Origin of the sequence: Jeotgalicoccus halotolerans, from assembly GCF_003387165.1 — a bacterium.
Lineage (GTDB): Bacteria > Bacillota > Bacilli > Staphylococcales > Salinicoccaceae > Jeotgalicoccus > Jeotgalicoccus halotolerans.
On sequence record NZ_QUMW01000009.1, the window covers coordinates 82033 to 100566 of the forward strand.

General features: G+C 40.4%; 17 protein-coding genes and 7 tRNA genes. 17 read left to right on the plus strand and 7 right to left on the minus strand.

The window, feature by feature from the left end; genetic code table 11:
- Positions 1-18 precede the first annotated feature (18 nt).
- From DFR63_RS01680 to DFR63_RS01690, 3 genes are all read right to left on the minus strand, one after another.
- Positions 19-249 (minus strand): DUF378 domain-containing protein, encoded by a 231-nt coding sequence (locus DFR63_RS01680; protein WP_115884021.1) that lies wholly within the window; start codon positions 247-249, stop codon positions 19-21.
- A gap of 112 nt (positions 250-361) precedes the next feature.
- Positions 362-1081: a sulfite exporter TauE/SafE family protein gene (locus DFR63_RS01685; RefSeq protein ID WP_115884022.1), complete on the minus strand. Its 720-nt coding sequence runs from the start codon at positions 1079-1081 to the stop codon at positions 362-364.
- A gap of 49 nt (positions 1082-1130) precedes the next feature.
- Positions 1131-2174 (minus strand): C45 family autoproteolytic acyltransferase/hydrolase, encoded by a 1044-nt coding sequence (locus DFR63_RS01690; protein WP_115884023.1) that lies wholly within the window; start codon positions 2172-2174, stop codon positions 1131-1133.
- Between the two features lie 205 nt (positions 2175-2379).
- On the opposite strand from DFR63_RS01690, the gene DFR63_RS01695 reads away from it, so the two are divergent.
- On the plus strand, positions 2380-3096 hold the full coding sequence (locus DFR63_RS01695; RefSeq protein ID WP_115884024.1) for a deoxynucleoside kinase: 717 nt from the start codon (positions 2380-2382) through the stop codon (positions 3094-3096).
- A 185-nt stretch (positions 3097-3281) separates the two neighbouring features.
- Positions 3282-3482, plus strand: a complete 201-nt coding sequence (locus DFR63_RS01700) for a cold-shock protein (protein ID WP_115884025.1) — start codon at positions 3282-3284, stop codon at positions 3480-3482.
- 45 nt (positions 3483-3527) lie between these two features.
- Here the strand turns inward: DFR63_RS01700 and DFR63_RS01705 are convergent, their stop codons facing one another.
- Positions 3528-3971: a PH domain-containing protein gene (locus DFR63_RS01705; protein ID WP_115884026.1), complete on the minus strand. Its 444-nt coding sequence runs from the start codon at positions 3969-3971 to the stop codon at positions 3528-3530.
- A gap of 233 nt (positions 3972-4204) precedes the next feature.
- Positions 4205-5068 (minus strand): VOC family protein, encoded by an 864-nt coding sequence (locus DFR63_RS01710; RefSeq protein ID WP_115884027.1) that lies wholly within the window; start codon positions 5066-5068, stop codon positions 4205-4207.
- Between the two features lie 129 nt (positions 5069-5197).
- Between DFR63_RS01710 and DFR63_RS01715 the strand changes: the two genes are divergently transcribed.
- Entirely contained in the window at positions 5198-5527 is a 330-nt protein-coding gene (locus DFR63_RS01715) for a winged helix-turn-helix transcriptional regulator (protein WP_115884028.1), read from the plus strand.
- Positions 5528-5568: 41 nt separating this feature from the next.
- Here DFR63_RS01715 and DFR63_RS01720 read toward each other — a convergent pair whose 3' ends face one another.
- Positions 5569-6129, minus strand: coding sequence for a thermonuclease family protein (locus DFR63_RS01720; protein WP_115884029.1), 561 nt, complete (start codon positions 6127-6129; stop codon positions 5569-5571).
- 128 nt (positions 6130-6257) lie between these two features.
- Here DFR63_RS01720 and DFR63_RS01725 point away from each other — a divergent pair, with 128 nt between their 5' ends.
- A complete protein-coding gene (locus DFR63_RS01725; protein ID WP_115884030.1) occupies positions 6258-6989 on the plus strand; it encodes a MerR family transcriptional regulator in 732 nt (243 codons plus the stop codon).
- Positions 6990-7010: 21 nt separating this feature from the next.
- Here DFR63_RS01725 and DFR63_RS01730 read toward each other — a convergent pair whose 3' ends face one another.
- Positions 7011-8543 carry an FAD-dependent oxidoreductase gene (locus DFR63_RS01730; protein WP_115884031.1) on the minus strand — a complete coding sequence of 511 codons (1533 nt, stop codon included), beginning with the start codon at positions 8541-8543 and terminating at the stop codon, positions 7011-7013.
- Between the two features lie 181 nt (positions 8544-8724).
- Here DFR63_RS01730 and DFR63_RS01735 point away from each other — a divergent pair.
- The 13 genes from DFR63_RS01735 (at position 8725) to DFR63_RS01795 (ending at position 18317) form a co-directional block, all read left to right on the plus strand.
- A tRNA-Met gene (locus DFR63_RS01735) sits at positions 8725-8796 on the plus strand.
- 22 nt (positions 8797-8818) lie between these two features.
- A tRNA-Asp gene (locus DFR63_RS01740) sits at positions 8819-8894 on the plus strand.
- 20 nt (positions 8895-8914) lie between these two features.
- Positions 8915-8987 (plus strand) — tRNA-Phe (locus tag DFR63_RS01745).
- Between the two features lie 19 nt (positions 8988-9006).
- Positions 9007-9080 (plus strand) — tRNA-Gly (locus DFR63_RS01750).
- 9 nt (positions 9081-9089) lie between these two features.
- Positions 9090-9161: transfer RNA gene (locus tag DFR63_RS01755), tRNA-Asn, on the plus strand.
- A gap of 3 nt (positions 9162-9164) precedes the next feature.
- A tRNA-Glu gene (locus DFR63_RS01760) sits at positions 9165-9236 on the plus strand.
- A 38-nt stretch (positions 9237-9274) separates the two neighbouring features.
- Positions 9275-9362 (plus strand) — tRNA-Ser (locus DFR63_RS01765).
- 473 nt (positions 9363-9835) lie between these two features.
- Positions 9836-11401 carry a fatty acid degradation protein FadX gene (gene fadX / locus DFR63_RS01770; RefSeq protein WP_115884032.1) on the plus strand — a complete coding sequence of 522 codons (1566 nt, stop codon included), beginning with the start codon at positions 9836-9838 and terminating at the stop codon, positions 11399-11401.
- Positions 11402-11418: 17 nt separating this feature from the next.
- Complete coding sequence (fadD, locus tag DFR63_RS01775; RefSeq protein ID WP_115884033.1) at positions 11419-12933, plus strand: long-chain-fatty-acid--CoA ligase FadD; 1515 nt, start codon at positions 11419-11421, stop codon at positions 12931-12933.
- A gap of 52 nt (positions 12934-12985) precedes the next feature.
- Positions 12986-14191: an acyl-CoA dehydrogenase FadE gene (fadE, locus tag DFR63_RS01780; RefSeq protein WP_115884034.1), complete on the plus strand. Its 1206-nt coding sequence runs from the start codon at positions 12986-12988 to the stop codon at positions 14189-14191.
- Between the two features lie 49 nt (positions 14192-14240).
- Positions 14241-16499 (plus strand): 3-hydroxyacyl-CoA dehydrogenase/crotonase FadB, encoded by a 2259-nt coding sequence (fadB, locus tag DFR63_RS01785; protein ID WP_115884035.1) that lies wholly within the window; start codon positions 14241-14243, stop codon positions 16497-16499.
- A 31-nt stretch (positions 16500-16530) separates the two neighbouring features.
- On the plus strand, positions 16531-17715 hold the full coding sequence (locus tag DFR63_RS01790) for a thiolase family protein (protein WP_115884036.1): 1185 nt from the start codon (positions 16531-16533) through the stop codon (positions 17713-17715).
- Positions 17716-17906: 191 nt separating this feature from the next.
- Positions 17907-18317, plus strand: coding sequence for a FixH family protein (locus DFR63_RS01795; RefSeq protein WP_115884037.1), 411 nt, complete (start codon positions 17907-17909; stop codon positions 18315-18317).
- Positions 18318-18534: the final 217 nt, after the last annotated feature.

Below are 18534 nucleotides of genomic sequence, written 5' to 3' on the forward strand. Positions count from 1 at the left end.
GAATGAGGCGGCTGTATATTATACATTTCTTCTATCTGTTCTGTCTACTCTGGGTGCGTTGATTAAGCCTAAGAACTTAAGGCTGTACAAGGCTGAAAGTCCTACTAGTACATACACGATTTTAGACAGTAATTCATCTTGTCCGCCAAAAATTGTTGCTACTAAATCAAACTCAAAAAGTCCAACCAGCAGCCAGTTCAATCCGCCAACGATTAAAAGGATCAGAGCAATATTATCTAATGCTTTCATAGTATCCTCCCGTATTGAGACATACTAAATAATTCCCTCAGGAAAATACTTCAAACCAAAAAATAGAAAATATTTCATATAAATGTGAAAAGTTAATTTTAGATTCGTTAATTCAAATACTCGTTATTACTAAATATATTCCTGTGAATATCAAAATCACATAAGTAATATTTAAAAATACCTTCTGGGTAATCTTTTTAAATACCAGCCGCCCGAGGGCTACACCTATGAAAAGGGCCAGCAAGGCAAGAGCGGATGATACCCATATTTCTGAATTTGTTTCGCCGAATGTTATCTGCATAATCAAACTGATGGTATAGGCAAATAAATAGAAGGCGAGCGTTGTGCTGCGCAGCACAGTTTTGTCTACCCGCGCACCAGAAAAGTACAGTAGCAGCGGAGGTCCGGGCACACCGATGCTTGTAGTCAGGAGACCTGACAGACCGCCTGCTGCCGTATCTTTGAATCCTGTTCTCTTTACAGTAAGATTGCTGATTAAAAGCATAGTTAATATCAGTACGATAATTCCAACGCCGAATTTAATCAGTGCTGTTTCCATAAACAGGTATACAAAGATGCCAGCAAGGAGCCCCGTTGGACTGCCGTAAACAAGCCTCTTAAGCAGCGTGAAATCAATTTCATTTCTTATGCTGTAAATCATTACAGACGATAAACAGATCGAAAGTATAATGTTAATTTGAATAGCTTCGTGAAATGGAAACACGAGCAGCAGAAAGGGTGTGCCGACGATTGAAAATCCATATCCGGTACTCGTCTGCAGAGATGAAGCAACGATAACAATTAAAAATAAAATCAGCAGTTCTTCAGACAAAGGGAATCACCAGCCCTTTTTAAATTAGTTAATCAACTGAAATTCCAGCTCATTCCATATTAACAAAAGGTTTGCCGAAGTCGAGTTCCCCTTTAATTTTCGTAATATTAATATCTTTTCCTCGCAGCCATTGCTTAAAATCAAAAATCACCGGCTTTCTGTCCAATCCGATAACAAACAGCGCTTTTAACTCTTTCGGCAGATAGACAGACGTATGAATCGTTCCAGCGGAAGCATCGTACTTAGTTGAGGCAATGCCTTCATTAAAACTGTTCATGATTTTAAAAGCTTCATATGCGCTGTTTGTCTTTTCCTGCTTGTCTATTATATTTCTCTCACGCTGGAGAGATTCTTCCTGTCTGTAGCGGTTTTCTTCGTGCAGCATATGGAAGTGATTCGTGCAGACGTTAGACTGCCTGACAGCGACATTTCTCGGTGATGCTTCTATTACGTAAGGTATGTTTCTTTTATCCTGTACAACGTAGCTGAAGGAATGGCGATGGGGGATTTCTTTCAAGAGAGCGGCTGCCTCACTGGTATCAGCACAAGTCTCTAAAATCAGTCTAGCAATCATGCTGCACATAAAGCCGTCCCCGGATTTTTTAGTATGGGTGAAGTTATAACCGATAACGAGACCTTTTTCATTCATGCCGTCAATCCGTCCGGTTATTTGCATAGTCGGTCCCATAAAAGCATAGCCTCTGTCTGTAGGCTGATAAAAAATATATCTGCCTTCATATCCACGGGGATGGCTGTCGTAATTTCGTACGAAAAAATCATTGCCTGCAAAAATCGAACAGCCGCTCCGTGTCAGTTCCAAATAATAGCCGCCGAACTTTTTTAATGCTTCTTTTATATCGAGGGACAGGGCATCAGCGAGTCCGCGAATTTCATCCAGTATTTGAGGTGCAAACTCTTTTAAAAACTTTATAGACGTCTCAGTATTAACGACAAAGTGGCGTTTCTCTCTCGGGCGCCATTGACGTTCCCGATTTGGTAAAATAGGAGAATCTCTCAGCTGTTCTCCCTGGAAGTATCCGAAATCGTAATGACTGCCTCTGAATTGGAATACATCGCTGTAATAGGGTTTCATATAACTCTTACCCCTTTCTTCATAGTAAGATAAGTGTATTATGAAAGCTTATCCAGCTGAAAGTTTAATGCCTGAACATAATTTCTGAAATCCGTCACTACTTTTATATTAGTTTTCTGTTAAAATAATGAAGGCTTAAATTTAATTCTGTATAGAAAATATTATTTACATAAGTTTAAGAAAAAATATAAATTTGGTGAAGAAAATGAACCATGGAAAAGGTGAAGGTAAATTGATTACATTAGCAGGAACAATTGGCGCAGGGAAGACAGAGTGGGGGAAAGTTATAGCGAGACATTTTGAAGTCGAACTGCTGGAAGAAAAAGTAGACGGCAATCCCTTTCTGGCGAAATACTACGAAGACCCGGAAAGATACAGCTTCCATCTGCAGGTATTCTTCCTGAATCACAGATTCAAAGCAATTAAGAAAGCAATGGCTCACCCCAATTCTGTTTTAGACCGTTCCATTTATGAAGATGCGATGATCTTTGCGAGACTGCAGTATGAAAACGGCTCGATGGATGAAGCGGAATATGAAACCTACCTCGATTTACACGAGAATATGATGGAAGAACTTAATGATTTATATAAACAGCAGGTGCTGTTCAAAAAATCACCGGATTTGATGGTCATGGTCCACGGTTCATTTGATGAAGTGATGAAAAGAATTAAAAGACGGGGTAGAGACTTTGAGCAAATTGAAGGCAATCCCGGTTTATATAAATATTATCAGGATCTTTACAATCTGTATGAAAATGAATTTATCACTGAATACAAAAACAAGGAAATATCTCCTGTCTATGTAATTGATATCGATAAGATGGATTTATTTAAGCCGCAAGATGTGGAAGCGGTTGTTAAAGGCATCGAAGAAACTTTGAAAAGAGACAGAGGATTCGTTCATCCGGAAGAGCTGGAGTAAGTTTTAAGGATAAATAAAAAAGATTCTTATAAATAGTTGACATTTACACAAAAGCACTGTAGTATATAAAAGGTAGTTATTAATCAACAAATATTTTAATTGTTTCATTCGTTTGAAAAACTCTTAAAATTTTTACATTAACAATTGCAAATATTTAAGTGCAAAAGCACTAGGAGGTTTTTTCTATGAACGAAGGAACAGTAAAATGGTTTAACTCAGAAAAAGGATTTGGATTCATCGAACAGGAAGCTGGAGACGATGTATTCGTACATTTCTCAGCAATCCAAGCTGATGGTTACAAAACTTTAGAAGAAGGACAAAAAGTTAACTTTGAAATCGAAGAAGGACAACGTGGCCCACAAGCTACTAACGTCACTGCGATATAATATAAAACTTTCAAGAGACAGCCGAGGCTGTCTCTTTTTTTGTGCTTAAATATCCTGATAATCGGCATGATGAGCACGTTTCTTTAGTTCTTCGATGAATAAAGACTTATTCTCGGGAGAAATTCTTAAACTGCCGAAAGCAATGCTCCTCGAATGGATCTCGATGCCGTCTTTAGAAGTCATCATCCGGTAACCAGAGATGAAGTTTGAAGTCGGATGCACTTTGAAAATATCTCTGTAAGGGATTTTGCTGCCGAAAATTACAGATTTTGCATGCAGATAATCATCGTGAAAAGTATATCGGGTATTAAAAGTCATCAGTATAAGCAGAAGAATTATTGGGATAATAACAATAAGAAGCAGAATGATGGTTGAAAAGGATGCAGATGCACCTAAAAAGAATGCAAAAGCCCCAGCTAATGCTATAACAGCAATACAGATAATCATCATAATACTGAAGGATAAATCAATCTTTGATTTAAAAGTCATAGAGAATCCTCTTTTCTTGAGTGGTTACTGCCATTGTAAACAAGTAAATTAAAAAAGCCATACCCTGGGTCTGGGTATGGCTTTTATAAATGTGTAAACATAGATTAAAGTAGCTGAAAATGATTTTTTATTAATAAGAGGGGGCCTATTAATTTCTAACTGATAATCATTTTCAATTACTAATATACAATCTTAATGAGAATGAGTCAACCCTAATTGAGAATCTCTTTCAATTATTTGTGACTATTCTGTGTCTGCATTCTGATGTGGTTGCCGGAAGGGTCCACTGCCAATGTATAGCCATCTTCTTTTTCAGCAGTAAAACCGAGGGCTTTAAGTCTTGATACTGCTTCATTCAGAGCTTCGTCGGAAGGGTAGACTACAGTATAATAATCGAGACCGATACTTCCTTTTTCGGGGGCAGGAGCGCCGAGCCCATTCCAGATGTTAGCTGCGATATGGTGATGGTATTTCTCACTGCTCATAAATAGTGCCTGTCCGCCAAAGTTCAGGATGACTTCAAATCCAAGTCCTTCTGTATAAAACTCATCAGTTTTTTGAAGTTCACTGACGTGAAGATGAACGTGTCCCATTATAGTATCTTTTGGCAATCCTTTAAAGTCCTCGGGGTCCGGTCTGTTTTTAAGAAGATCTTGTGCGTTCAGCGGTTCAGTCACCATATGCACCTGGTTATCATTCCAAATCCAGTGTTCTGGTTCTCTGTCTATATATATTTCGATTCCGTTGCCGTCCGGATCATCCAGATAAAGTGCTTCACTTACATGATGATCTGCTGAGCCTAAAGGTATTTGCTTTGCCGCAAGATGCATTGTCATTAAGGCAAGGTCTTCTCTTTCAGGGAGAAGGAGGGCAAAGTGGTACAAGCCTGCAGAACGGGGATGTGTGCGTTCTTTGTCTGTCTGGTTTAAAATAAGCAGTACATTTTCACCGTCAGCAGTTAATTCAGCACTTGTTTCGTTCTGGTTAAGGACTTGAAAGCCGATTGTTTCAGTGTAGAACTTTAATGAACGTTCTAAATCCTTTATATTTAATGATACTTTTTCTACATAAGTTGCATTTCCATTATGGAAGGTCATATTGTATTCTCCTTTTCGGTAACTTTATGTAACTAAGTATATATTAATCATCAAGTAATAGCAAGTAATAGATTTTACTTTTATTAGATGCTTTTTTGTGATATTATATTTTAATAAGGAGTGATATAAATGTCTCAAAATGAAATGTGCCCCCGCTTTGAAAAAGCGGTGAATATATTAAGTCAAAGATGGACTGCGCTGCTTATTTACCAGATGCTGGACGGTAATTCGAGATTCGGAGAAATTCAGGCGGCAACGGGTGTCAGCGGTAAAGTGCTGTCGGATCGTTTGAAAAGTATGGAACAAGAAGGTCTTATCAATCGCGAAGTCATTCCAGAAACGCCTGTAGTTATCCAGTATTCTTTAACGGAAAAAGGTTTGTCACTTGAACCTGTGTTAAGGGATATTGAAAAATGGTCTCAAAACTGGATTGAAACAGAAGGCAAAGTAGAAGCTTAAAAAATTAAAACTGGGAATCCGATTCGGGATTCCCAGTTTTTTTATTCTGACCAGATTCCGAGTCCTTCACTTTTAGCTTCATCTTCGGCCTCTTTCAGCAAATCTTCGTATTTGTCATTAGGCGGATGTACATACTCCGCAGTGGCGAGACCTTCTCTCACAAGAATTTCATTGACCATTTCGCCATCGGCATATACATAAGCTAAATAACGGTCATAGTGATCCTGTTTTTCTTCATCAAATTCTACAGTTATTGTATCAGCATTATCCAATAGTTCCTGTGTTCTTTCGAACGCTTCTTCTGCATAAGGTTCATCATGTTCACCGTTTCTTCCGATTTCAGGCGTATTGATAATTAGGTATCTGAAGCTTTCGGACTTTCCGTTGTAATTAAATCGCGTCGTATCACCGTCGATATGCTGGTCGACTGTTACCTCGTTATCTGCAGAAACTTCTTCATTATCTTCACCGGCAAAATTATCATTATATACTGTGACTCCGATAAATAGTAAAAGTATTACAATCATTCCCGGAAGGCCCAGTTTTCTCAAATGTCTCGGCCGGACAAATTTATTGTTCTTCCTGTTGTTTTCTGATGCCATTATCGCTCATCCTTTTATAGTAAATACTACTTCTATATTATAGTTTTTATCTTGTTAAAACAATTATAAAATCAGCGTTGACCTTGACGCTGCGTCATAGTTTATACTCAAATTTAAGAGGTGAGGAAATGAAAATTAAAGAACTGGCTGAGCTTTCAGGCGTGAGTGTCAGAACGCTGCATCACTATGATGCGATTGGACTGCTGACACCAGAAACTGATGCTGTGAACGGCTACCGCAACTATTCAGATGAAGATATATCAAGACTGCAGCAGATTCTATTTTTCAGGCAGTTGAATTTTAAGCTGGGGCAGATCAAAGATATATTGGACAGCCCGTACTATATTAAAAGAGAAGCGCTTCAAATGCAAAAAGCTATTATCTTAAAAGAACACGCGAGGTTAGAAAGTATTGTAAAACTGATAGACAAGACAATCAAAGAAGAAAAAGGAGAAATAATTATGACAAATGAAGAGAAATTTGAAGGTTTAGATTTTTCACAAAATCCCTATGAAGATGAGGCGAGAGAAAAGTGGGGGAGTCAAGCTGTTGAGGAGTCAAAACAGAAACTCAAAAAAATGGGCGCAAAAGACACTGAACAGAAGTTTAACAGCATCTATACTGAACTATCGAAAGTGAGACATATGGAAGTAGATTCAAAAGAAGCGCAGGCACTTATCCACGAATGGTATGAATACTTAAATGAAATAGGAGAGTATACTCCTAAGATGTTTAAAGAGCTTGGAGATATGTATACAGAAGATGAAAGGTTTAAACAAAACATCGATAAATTTGGAGAAGGACTGGCTGAGTTCATGCAGCAGGCAATGACTGTATATTATGAAAATCATAAAAAATAATCCCTGAGGAGGGATTATTTTTTATTTGTATGGTCTGATATCAGTATCCAGATTATCCGTTGCCGGTCCTTCAATCACTTTGCCTGTGTAATTAAACCTTGAGCCGTGGCAGGGACAATCCCATGTTTTATCATCATTGTTCCAGTTTAAACTGCAGCCCATGTGGGTGCATCGGTTAGATACGACATAATAAATATCGCCGTCGCGGTAGACACCTTTTTTCACCGGGCCGTCTTTTGCAACAGTCCCTTCACCCTGATCGAGCTCGAGCGTATCGAAATCTGGATGAGATTCCGTCATACTTTTTATTTCCGACTCCGCAACATGCATCGGATTTGTTAAGTGCTGCTTTAACTGCTGGAAAGTTCCTTTTTTACGGTTAGGGTCGAGCATTTCTCTATACATATTATTTTTACCCTCTGCCAAGTCGCTGATTATCATCGAAGACAGAACACCATTTGCCATACCGTATTTGTTAAATCCTGATGCGACAAAATAGTTTTCATTCTTTTTGTTAAAATAACCGATAAAAGGCAGGGAATCCGCGGTCATTAAATCCTGAGCCTGGTAAGCATATAAGGTTTTTTCATTTACAGTTTTCTGTCCTGCGTAATGCTCCAGTTCGTCGAGCTGCTTGTCCATATCTTTTTGCTCGTAAGAACCGTGACTGAGACCGCCGAACAGGAGGAGAGGCAAGGCATTGCTCTTATCCACGATATTCCTGATTGACAGTCCGGCGCCGTCGTAACCGCTGAGCGAGATATTTTCCGGTATCGGAGTCGATGTTTCCGCGACGAGGCCGTAGCCGTAACTGATTTTAAAACTGTTAAAGTAGAAGTTTTCAAGATCGAGAAATGGAAAATGAGTTGCAATAATCAGGTAATCAAAAGTTATTTTGTAATTATCACCTGTTGAAAGGGTATTGCCGTCAGTACTTTTAGCACGTGTATGTTCATATATAGTTACGTTAAGGCCCTGCAGCACTTCGATGATTCCTTTTAGAAACTTAAGAGGATGGAATTCAGCCTGGTTTTTCATAACGAGTCTTCCCGCTGTTTCAAATGGAAGATTATTTTGGTCTGTTGATAAGTAGCCATCAATAGAAAGTTCTTTATATACTTTATCTTCCTTTTCGAGGTCTTTCACTGATTTTTCATGTTCAGCTTCAGCATAAATTACGCTGTCTGTCCGTTTGAAGTCGCAATCTATGTTGTATTTCGTTACAATACGCTCAATTTCTTCGATCGCACTCATTTGTGATTCATAATATAATTGAGCAGTATCTGCGCCTTTCTGGTTTTTCAGCTGACTGTAAAGTAAACCCTGCTGTGCTGTTATTCTTGCAGTGGTATTTTTTGTAGTGCCGCTGACTAATTCATTGCCTTCAATTAAAGTTACGTCATATCCTTTTACAGCGAACTGATAAGCATTCATTAAACCGCTTATACCGCCGCCTGCAACCAGCACATTTGAATCTGTGTTCTCTTTAAGTTCGGGAAACTTCGGCAGTTCAACCGAAGCAGACCAGTACGACTGATTAACACCCTTATTCATGAGACCCCTCCTGTTAAATATTTATAATACTCTTACCCTAAAAATGGCAATTCAACTTTATAATTTCAAAAATTAAGAAAGTGTAAATTTATTATATGAAAATGATTAAAAAGACTTGAAATATCCGGCGGAAACCTATAGTATATATAACAGACATTAAATATATGTTAAATAATATTAGCGCGGGATGGAGCAGTGGTAGCTCGTCGGGCTCATAACCCGGAGGTCGGAGGTTCGAATCCTTCTCCCGCAATTTTATATTTTTACATAAGAGTGGTCCCGTGGTGTAGCGGTTAACATGCCTGCCTGTCACGCAGGAGATCGCGGGTTCGATTCCCGTCGGGACCGCCATTCAAAATTTTATATAACACGGTTCAGTAGCTCAGTTGGTAGAGCATGTGATTGAAGCTCACAGTGTCGGCGGTTCGATTCCGTCCTGAACCATATTTACTTTATTACCTTCGCGGGTATAGTTAAATGGTATAACCTCAGCCTTCCAAGCTGATGTTGTCGGTTCGATCCCGTCTACCCGCTCCATCTTATTGTTCCACAGTAGCTCAGTGGTAGAGCTATCGGCTGTTAACCGATCGGTCGTAGGTTCGAGTCCTACCTGTGGAGTCTGGCCCGTTGGTCAAGCGGTTAAGACACCGCCCTTTCACGGCGGTAACACGGGTTCGAGTCCCGTACGGGTCATACTCAGAAGTGTAATCGCACTTCTGTTTTTTTATTCTGGACAGTTGGCCGAGCGGCTGAAGGCGCACGCCTGGAACGCGTGTAAACGGCAACCCCGTTTCGAGGGTTCAAATCCCTCACTGTCCGTTACATATTATTAAATAGCAGTACAAGAACAGATACGTATTTAATACGTGTCTGTTTTTGTTTATATGAATTTTTAATTTTTTTGAAAGCAGGAGATTAAGTAATGAAATTCAAATAAGCAGAAAAAGGTAAAGTGGACGGACCAATTTATGGTACTTGGCCATTTTTTTACATTAAAGTCAAGTCATAATTATTTCATATTGAAGGTATAAATATTTTCTGAATATTATTTAGAAATATATAGTCATAAACGTTGAATTATCAATACTAGCAGTGGTTAAATACTAATTAATATAAGCTGGTACTAATAGTTAGTGTGAAATTATATAATGTGTTTTTTAAAAAAAATATGAAATGAAATCGTTTACAAAAATTGAACGTGATGTTACATTTGAAAAAGTGAAGGGGATAAATAAAGAAAGGGTCATATGTTGAATTTTTAAATGAATATTACAAGGTCGGGAGAATAGAGTATGGAGATTATTTCATATGATGATTTAAGGAATATCGTAAAAAGCGGTGATGTTATTTCTATTGCCGCTCTGTCTACAGGAAACTTGCCGATGGAAGTATTAAAGCATTTGGCAGAACAGCATGATGAGCATGGGAATCTCGATAATTTAACCTTTGTCGTCGCGAATGATATCAGCGATTTTGATGATGGTTTTGATCTCGATTCTTTTGTCTCTCGCGGCATGGTTAAAAGAATTATTACCAGTCTGATGGTCGCTTCTCCCGTTACTGTTGAAGCGGTTAAAAACAATGAGATTGAAGTTTATTTTCTGCCGCAGGGTATCATCGCGATTTCTTACCGCGATCAGGCTTTTTCTTCACCGGGAACCATTACTAAAATCGGATTAAATACTTTTGTGGATCCCAGACTTTCCGGCGGGAAAGTGAATGATGCAAGTCGTGATGACTTAGTATCCCTAATGAAGATTAATAATGAAGAGTATCTGCATTACGATTTTCCGAAGATTGACATTGTTCTTTTGAGAGGTACATATGCTGACGAGGATGGCAACATTTTCATGACGCATGAGTCTCATCTCGGTGAAGGTTTCAGTGCAGCTTCAGCTGCAAAGAAAAATAACGGCAAAGTAATCGTCCAGGTTAAAGAGATAATTGCAAAGGGGAGTTTCAATCCGCAGGATGTGTTTGTTCCTTCGGAGCTTGTCGATTACGTCGTTATAAACAAAAACCCAAAATATCATAAGCAGGTGATACAGACATATTATGATCCCGCTTTATCCGGCCATCACAGAATTTCGCACAGTAAGGAGAAGTTTTTGGAGTTCGGCGCGAGAAAAATTATTTTACGGCGTTCGGCACAGTTTTTAAAACGCGGGCATGCGGTCAGCATCGGTTATGGAATTAACAATGAGCTGTCGAATGTGCTGCGTGAAGAGCGAGCTGATCATCTTGTCAAATTGAATATTGATACCGGTATATTCGGGGGGATTATCGGAAGCAGAAATCATTTTGGCATGAACTATAATCTGGATGCAAGAATGCGTCACGATATGACTTGGGATTTTATTTTTAACGGGGGTCTCGATATTGCATTTCTAAGCTTTGCTGAAATAGATAAAGCTGGTAACGTGAACGTTTCTCAGTTTGGGGAGAGAATGAACGGCAGCGGCGGTTTTATCGATATCAGCCAGACAGTTAAAACTTTGATTTTTTCAGGAACGATGGTCGTCGGGAGCGAATCGCATTGTAAAGATAATGAACTGGTAATTGATTCAGAAGGGCATTCCAAAAAATTTGTCGACACTGTTCAAAGTATGGATTTCAATGCGGATTATTCAAGGGAACTTGGCCAAAATGTGTATTATGTTACCGAACGCGCTGTCTTTCAGCTGACTGATGAGGGGATGGAACTGATTGAGATTGCTCCGGGGCTCAGTCTAGAAAAAGATGTGCTTTCGCAGATGGATTTTAAGCCGAAAATATCGAAGGATTTAAAAGTAATCAAGAGTGAACTGTTTCAGGAAAACTGGGGGAAATTAGCAGAGACAATTGAAAACAATCATTAACAAAGGGGAAGATATCAATGAATTATGATTGGATTAAAACAAGATCCGACTACGATGAAGTCAAAGCAGCAGTAATAGACCCGCAAAAAGGGACGGAATGGTCATTTCAGGATTTAAATGCACGGGCAGAAAACCTGGCAAATTATTTAACAGATCAGGGCATTAAAAAAGGAGACGTTGTCGGTATTTTTGCACCGAATGATGTATCGATATTCGACTTATTATTTGCCTGCTTTAAAACGGGAGCGGTTTATATGCCGATGAACTGGCGTTTAAAACCAAAAGAAATTCAAAGTGTCATTTCAGATTCAGGCGTAAAAATGATTTTTTACTCACTTAGACACAAAGAAAGTTTAACCGGTACACCTGAAGGACTGCTCCATATGGATGTCGATTCACCGGAATATGATAAAATCTGTGACCCGGAAAATCATAAACCGTTTAAAACTGCAAATGTAAAAAGTGATGAACTGGCTGCCTTAATGTATACGAGCGGAACGACAGGACTGCCTAAAGGTGTAATGTTCACCTATGATTCCTTTGTCACGAACTTAATTAATACATCATTAACATACAGAACACATTCCAAACAAACGACAATTCTGTCAACACCGATGTTCCACGTGTACGGTTTAAACGACACAGCCTTACCGCTATTAATGGCAGGCGGAACGCTTGTGCTGCACCGCTACTTCGACGGTGCTGAGCTCAACGATCTGATGGCGAAATACGAACCGGATTATTTATCGCTGATTCCGACGATGTATTACGCTATGCTCGTTGCGGATAACTTTAACCTTGAAAGTTTTAAAAATATCGAATATCTCATTCAGGGAGGATCAGCACCGCTGCCGGCTGTTCAGAAGAAATTTGAAAGCATGGGGTATACGCTGATTAACGGTTACGGTTTAACAGAAGCACCGCTCGCCATGGTAAATGCGTCGGATAATGCCAAAGTTAAACCGATGAGTATCGGCAAACCGGTATTGTTTACAGATATAAAATTACTTGATGAAGATAAAAACGAAGTAGCAACGGGTGAAATCGGAGAACTTGCGGTCGGCGGAAAACAGGTGACACCGGGTTACTGGAATAAGCCGGATGTAACGAAAGAGTCGTTCTGCGGCGATTACTTCCTGACGGGAGATCTTGCGAAGATGGACGAAGACGGAGATATATTTATCGTCAACCGTAAAAAAGAACTGATTATTACCGGCGGGGAAAATGTACTGCCTTCAGAAGTTGAAGCGGCACTGTCAGAGCACCCGATAGTCAAAACTGCTATTGTCGTCAGCTATGAGAGCCCTGAATACGGAGAGTCGGTTTCTGCAGCGATAGTGCTTACGGAAGAAACTGAGAATTTTGAAGAGATACTGGACAAGCATGTCAGAGAACGCATTGCAGGTTACAAGATTCCAAGACTTTATCTCGAGATGAAAGAAATTCCATTGAACTCAACTGCTAAACCGGACCGGCTCGAAATCCAGCAGTTAATGAATGAAAAAGCTCAGGAAAACGGCATAGTACAATAAAAATTTTAACGTTATTTGAAAGCGTTATCTTAATAAGGTGGAGGGAAATATTATGACAGAAAAAGAACAGACACTTAAAGAATTGTATCCGGAAGACTTAATGAATGTATCGAAAGAATTGACTGAAGGAGAAGTTAAATTTTTAAAACAGCTGGACGATCTGCTGGAATCCAAATACCGCGATTCAATTAACGATCACTGGGTGAACGCAACAGTGCCTGAAGACTTTTTTGAAGAGATGGGTAAATTGAATTATTTCAGGAATCCTTTATTGTTTGAAGGTCGTGAAGGAGCGAAAACACCGAGCCAGCTGTTCCAGTTCTTTATGTCCTATACAGTGGCGCGCTTCGATGTATCGCTGGTGACAGTGCTTGGTGTGCATCAAGGGCTCGGCCATAACGCCTTTTTATTCGGCGGCTCAAAAGAACAGGTTGCACATTATATTCCTAAGCTGCAGTCTCATGAAATGAGAACATGTTTTGCATTGACTGAACCGGATCACGGTTCTGATGTTGCAGGAGGTCTTGAAACGACCGCTAAGCGTGAAGGTGATGAATGGGTGATTAATGGTGCGAAAAAATGGATTGGGGGCGCTAATGTTTCGGATGTCATTCCACTCTTTGCTGTAGATGTGGAAACCGGAAAACCCAAAGGTTTTATTATCCGGCCGGAACAGGAAGGCGTCGACATCGATATTATCGAGAACAAGATTGCTTTAAGAATCATTCCGAATACAAATATTCGTTTAAATAATGTAGTCGTTAAAGAAGAGGACAGACTGCAAAACATAAACAGTTTTAAAGATATTGCCAAAATACTTTATTCTACACGTGCAGGCGTATCTTATATGGCTACGGGTGCCATGGCAGGTGCACTGCGCGCAACGCTTGACTACGTCACACAACGCAAGCAGTTCGGCAAAGAAATCAGCAAATACCAGCTTATTCAGGAAAAACTGGCAATGATGCAGGGTAACCTGTCCCATGCGATGGCACTGTCGGCTCAGCTTGCGCGAATGCAGGAGAACGGCGAGTACGATGAAGTGGCAACATCAACTGCAAAAATGATGAATGCCTTAAGACTGCGCGAGTCGGTGTCCATGGGACGCGGAATAACAGGTGGAAACGGTATTCTTGCAGAGTATGATATAGCGAGATTCTTCTCAGATGCTGAAGCTGTTTACACTTATGAAGGCACGCACGAAATCAATGCCCTTGTAATCGGCAGAGCCTTAACCGGTGATTCCGCATTCATTTAAGTAGTGGGTGTCCGATGAGTTAAAGATAAAATAATTTGGAGGGTTTTTCATGACGATAAAGAAAGCAACAGTGCTTGGCGGAGGGGTCATGGGCAGTCAGATTGCTGCCCTGCTCGTAAATGCAGGCTTAAAAGTAAAATTGCTTGATATAGCAATAGATGAAAAAGATCCTAATAAAATTTCAAAGAAAGCTTACGAAATCATCACGGATAAAAAACGGCCGCAGCTGTTTGACTTAAATTTCGCATCGAATTTAACATACGGCAACTTCGATGAGGATTTAAAAGGTGAGGATGACGCTGATATTTATATCGAAGCGGTTAAAGAAGAACTGGAAATCAAACACAGTGTCTGGAAAAAAGTAAAAGAAGTTGCAAAAGATAATGCCTTATTTGCAACAAACACATCGGGTATTCCGATTGAATATATCGCTAAAGTATTCAATGATGATGAACGGAAAAGATTTTTCGGCATGCACTTCTTCAATCCGCCGCGCATTATGAAGCTGGTTGAAATTATTCCGCTTCAGGATACTGCAGAAGAGTCGGTAAAGCGCGCTCAGCTTTTTGCAGAAGATAAACTCGGCAAAGGTGTCGTTGTTGCGAACGACGTACCGGGCTTTGTAGCCAACCGTGTCGGTACACAGACAATGAATGATATTATGCACCGGGCAGAAGAAGAAGGCATATCGATTTCCGAGACAGATGCACTTACCGGCAGAAGTATCGGACGTCCAGGTACGGGCACCTACGGCTTGAGTGATCTCGTCGGTATTGATATTGCAGTGACAGTAACTAAAGGGCTGCAGCAGGTACCGGGTGAGGAGAAGTTCTTTAATGAGACTAAAATAGCCGAGAAACTTGCAGAACAGGGGGCGCTTGGAAGAAAAACAAAAAAAGGATTTTATAAAAAAGAGAAGAATAAAATTCTCGTATTTGATCCAGAAAAAAATGACTACGTTGAACAGTCAAAACCTGAATTTCCAATTCTCGGTAAATTCAGTAAAGATTTAAAAGAGAATATGGATATTATTTTTAATGCTGATGATAAAGCCGGCTTATTTTTATGGGAAACCTTGAGAAATAACTTTTACTATTCAGCCTTAAATGTGCCAAAAGCAGCTTCGGATTACAGAGATATCGACCGGGCGCTTATCTGGGGATTCAACTGGAAAAAAGGACCGTTCCAGCTGTGGGATTTGATGGGCTTCAGCCGGGTTAAAGATCGCATGAAAGAAGAACTCGGAGAATTGCCTGAATGGATAGAAAAACGCACTGAACCTTTTTATAAAGAAGGGGAAACCATTGAGCGGGTAACACCAGTAAGTGATTTTATCGATAGTGAAATCTGGAACCGAGAGGATTCCAGGCTCTCGGTAGTTAATACAGACCAGCTCTTGTTAAAACTGCAGAGCGGCAATAACATTATTTCTGACGGTTTTGCCAAAGACTTAATAGAAGCTGTCGATCTTTTAGAGAGCGAAGATTTTTCAAGTATGGTTTTATATGCTGACGGCAGAAATTTCAGCGTTGGAGCTAACTTGTACATGATGAAAAAAGCACATGAAATGAATCAGGTCGAAGAATTAGTCGGACCGGCCATAGATACACTTCATAAAAGCTTTAACCGTCTAAAATATTCACTGAAACCGATAGTGACGGCTGTGCAGGGCAAAGCCCTCGGCGGAGGCTGTGAGTTAGTGCTGCATTCTCCATTCGTTGTTGCAGCAAGTGAAACATATATCGGCATGGTTGAAGCGGGGGTCGGACTCCTGCCGAGCGGCGGCGGACTTGCTGAAATGTCGGACCGTATATTAAGTACAAATCATAAGCACGATGACAAACAGCAGTCGATGAGTGAGGTACTGACGAATATCGGTATGGCAAAAGTTTCAATGAATGCGTATGAAGCGAAGAGATACGGTTATTTAAGAGATACCGATTCAATTATTCTTAATGTGGAGAAACGTGTGGAAGCAGCTTTAAATAAAGCGCGTCTGGAATCAGAAATGAATTACATTCCTAAACCTGAAGGAAAGTATATTGCTCTTGGTCGTGACTTTAAAGCGCTGGCAGAAGGAATGCTTGATGCACAGCGTCTCGGTAACTTTATCAGTGATCACGATTACGAAATTACCTTGAAGATTGCAGAAGTATTATCAGGCGGAGATATACCGCGCAACACTTATGTGAATCAGCGCTATCTGCAGAAACTCGAGAAAGAGAGATTTTTAAATCTCCTGCAGAATGAGAAAACTTACGCTCGGATCAGTCACATGCTGGAGACGGGAAAACCGCTCCGTAATTAGTAATATGTACGTACAGAGAGGATGAAGTTAAATGCAGGATGCATATATAGTAGCTTACGGACGCTCGGCTGCCGGAAGAGCAAAAGGCGGCGCGATGTTCCACGACAGACCGGATGAGATTGCAGCACAGGTTCTTAAAGGTGTGCTTGGACGTGTCGATGGTAAATTCAGTCCGGATATGGTAGAAGATGTGATTGTCGGAAATTCATTTCCAGAAGGATTGCAGGGACAGAATATTGCACGGTCAATCGCCCTGCTTGCAGGAATGCCGGATGAAGTGCCGGGACAGACAGTAAACCGATACTGTTCATCAGGACTGCAGACGATAGCAATCGCAGCCAACCAGATTATGGCAGGACAGGCAGATGTACTGGTTGCCGGCGGTGTGGAATTAATGAGCGCTGTACCGATGGGCGGCAATGAGCCGACAAATAGCCCAGTATTGCAGGATAAAGATTCAGGAGTGTCATATCCGATGGGGCTGACTGCTGAAATGGTGGCAGAAGAATTTAAAGTTTCGAGAGAAGATCAGGATGCTTATGCAGTACAAAGCCATCAGAGAGCACAGGCTGCGCTCGAGGCTGGGAGGTTCGAAGACGAAATTATTCCGGTTGAAGTAAATAAAGTATCCTATGACGAAAATGGGCCTGTTATAACGAAAGGTGAATTTAAAACAGATGAACATATACGTCCGGATACGAATATGGAAGGACTTGCCAAACTCAGAACAGTATTTAAAGCAGACGGTACTGTTACAGCAGGAACATCAGCACCGCTGACAGACGGCGCAGGCTTTGTGGTAGTAATGTCAGGAGATAAGGTGAAAGAACTCGGAGTCACTCCAATTGCCCGCTTTGTCGGATTTAAAGCAGTGGGCGTAGATCCTAAGATTATGGGCATTGGCCCTGCATATGCCATTCCTGAAGTACTGGAACAGGCCGGTTTATCGGTCAAAGATATGGATTTAGTCGAGCTGAATGAAGCATTTGCTTCCCAGACAGTCGCTTCAATCAGAAAAGTGGGACTGGATATAGAGAAAACAAATGTCAACGGCGGTGCAATTTCACTCGGTCATCCGCTGGGTGCATCCGGTGCCATGCTGACTGCGAGGCTGCTTGCTGAAATGAAACGCAGACCTGACTCAAAATACGGCATGGTGACAATGTGTATCGGTGTTGGTATGGGTGCAGCAGGAATATTTGAATATGTAAGATAACAAATAACCTCTCCGGATTAAGTTTTGGAGAGGTTATTTTAGTTCAGCATTAAAAGTGACTGGTGTATCGATAAGAAGTAGATTCACTATTTTGAAACGTTATAGACTCAGAATCTTCGAAAATGTGTGGTATTCATGAACAGGGCTGGTGATAAAATAAACCTATACTTAAGTTTTGGGGGAATATTTAAATGAAGAAATTATTGTTACTTTCAGGCCTTACTCTGGTGCTTGCAGCGTGCGGAAACAGTACGGAAGAAGCCGAGGGCGAAGAGGCTCATGAACCGCATGAAGAAACTGCAGAGCACCATCACGAACAGGTGCTGGATATTAATTTAACTGTGGATAATGAAGATAATCCATCTGTCATCAGTGTCGAACTGCTGAAGGAAGATGAAGCTTATGAAGCGGATCGTGTCCGGTTTGAAGTGGAAGATACTGAGACTGCAGAGATTACATGGCTGAACGCTGAAAGTGAAGGTGATGGCATCTATACTGCTGAAACTGCACAAGTTGAGCCTGGAGAATACAGCGTTACAGCACACATTAATGGTCCTGAAGACCTGCACGAACATACAGATGATATTTTTGAAATAGAATAACTGGAGAAGAACAGGCTGATATATAAAACTTTTATCAGCGTGATATAGCGAGTAGAACAGCAATGCCTGCAATGATGAAAAGAATGAAAGCAAGACCAATACCGCTTAAGATTTCAATCATAATACCGACTCCTTAACAAATTACTCTCAATGTAACATAATTGTTTTTAACATACATGTAATGATAAAATTATATAAATGAAATCATTAAGAGAGT

What these genes read in the sequence shown, in the direction of transcription:
- fadB (WP_115884035.1), top strand. Translation starts at nt 14,241, where the DNA reads ATGACGATAAAGAAAGCAACAGTGCTTGGCGGAGGGGTCATGGGCAGT.
- DFR63_RS01680 (WP_115884021.1), bottom strand. Translation starts at nt 249, where the DNA reads ATGAAAGCATTAGATAATATTGCTCTGATCCTTTTAATCGTTGGCGGA.
- DFR63_RS01705 (WP_115884026.1), bottom strand. Translation starts at nt 3,971, where the DNA reads ATGACTTTTAAATCAAAGATTGATTTATCCTTCAGTATTATGATGATT.
- fadE (WP_115884034.1), top strand. Translation starts at nt 12,986, where the DNA reads ATGACAGAAAAAGAACAGACACTTAAAGAATTGTATCCGGAAGACTTA.
- DFR63_RS01715 (WP_115884028.1), top strand. Translation starts at nt 5,198, where the DNA reads ATGTCTCAAAATGAAATGTGCCCCCGCTTTGAAAAAGCGGTGAATATA.
- DFR63_RS01690 (WP_115884023.1), bottom strand. Translation starts at nt 2,174, where the DNA reads ATGAAACCCTATTACAGCGATGTATTCCAATTCAGAGGCAGTCATTAC.
- DFR63_RS01695 (WP_115884024.1), top strand. Translation starts at nt 2,380, where the DNA reads ATGAACCATGGAAAAGGTGAAGGTAAATTGATTACATTAGCAGGAACA.
- fadX (WP_115884032.1), top strand. Translation starts at nt 9,836, where the DNA reads ATGGAGATTATTTCATATGATGATTTAAGGAATATCGTAAAAAGCGGT.
- DFR63_RS01700 (WP_115884025.1), top strand. Translation starts at nt 3,282, where the DNA reads ATGAACGAAGGAACAGTAAAATGGTTTAACTCAGAAAAAGGATTTGGA.
- DFR63_RS01795 (WP_115884037.1), top strand. Translation starts at nt 17,907, where the DNA reads ATGAAGAAATTATTGTTACTTTCAGGCCTTACTCTGGTGCTTGCAGCG.
- fadD (WP_115884033.1), top strand. Translation starts at nt 11,419, where the DNA reads ATGAATTATGATTGGATTAAAACAAGATCCGACTACGATGAAGTCAAA.
- DFR63_RS01725 (WP_115884030.1), top strand. Translation starts at nt 6,258, where the DNA reads ATGAAAATTAAAGAACTGGCTGAGCTTTCAGGCGTGAGTGTCAGAACG.
- DFR63_RS01730 (WP_115884031.1), bottom strand. Translation starts at nt 8,543, where the DNA reads ATGAATAAGGGTGTTAATCAGTCGTACTGGTCTGCTTCGGTTGAACTG.
- DFR63_RS01720 (WP_115884029.1), bottom strand. Translation starts at nt 6,129, where the DNA reads ATGGCATCAGAAAACAACAGGAAGAACAATAAATTTGTCCGGCCGAGA.
- DFR63_RS01710 (WP_115884027.1), bottom strand. Translation starts at nt 5,068, where the DNA reads ATGACCTTCCATAATGGAAATGCAACTTATGTAGAAAAAGTATCATTA.
- DFR63_RS01790 (WP_115884036.1), top strand. Translation starts at nt 16,531, where the DNA reads ATGCAGGATGCATATATAGTAGCTTACGGACGCTCGGCTGCCGGAAGA.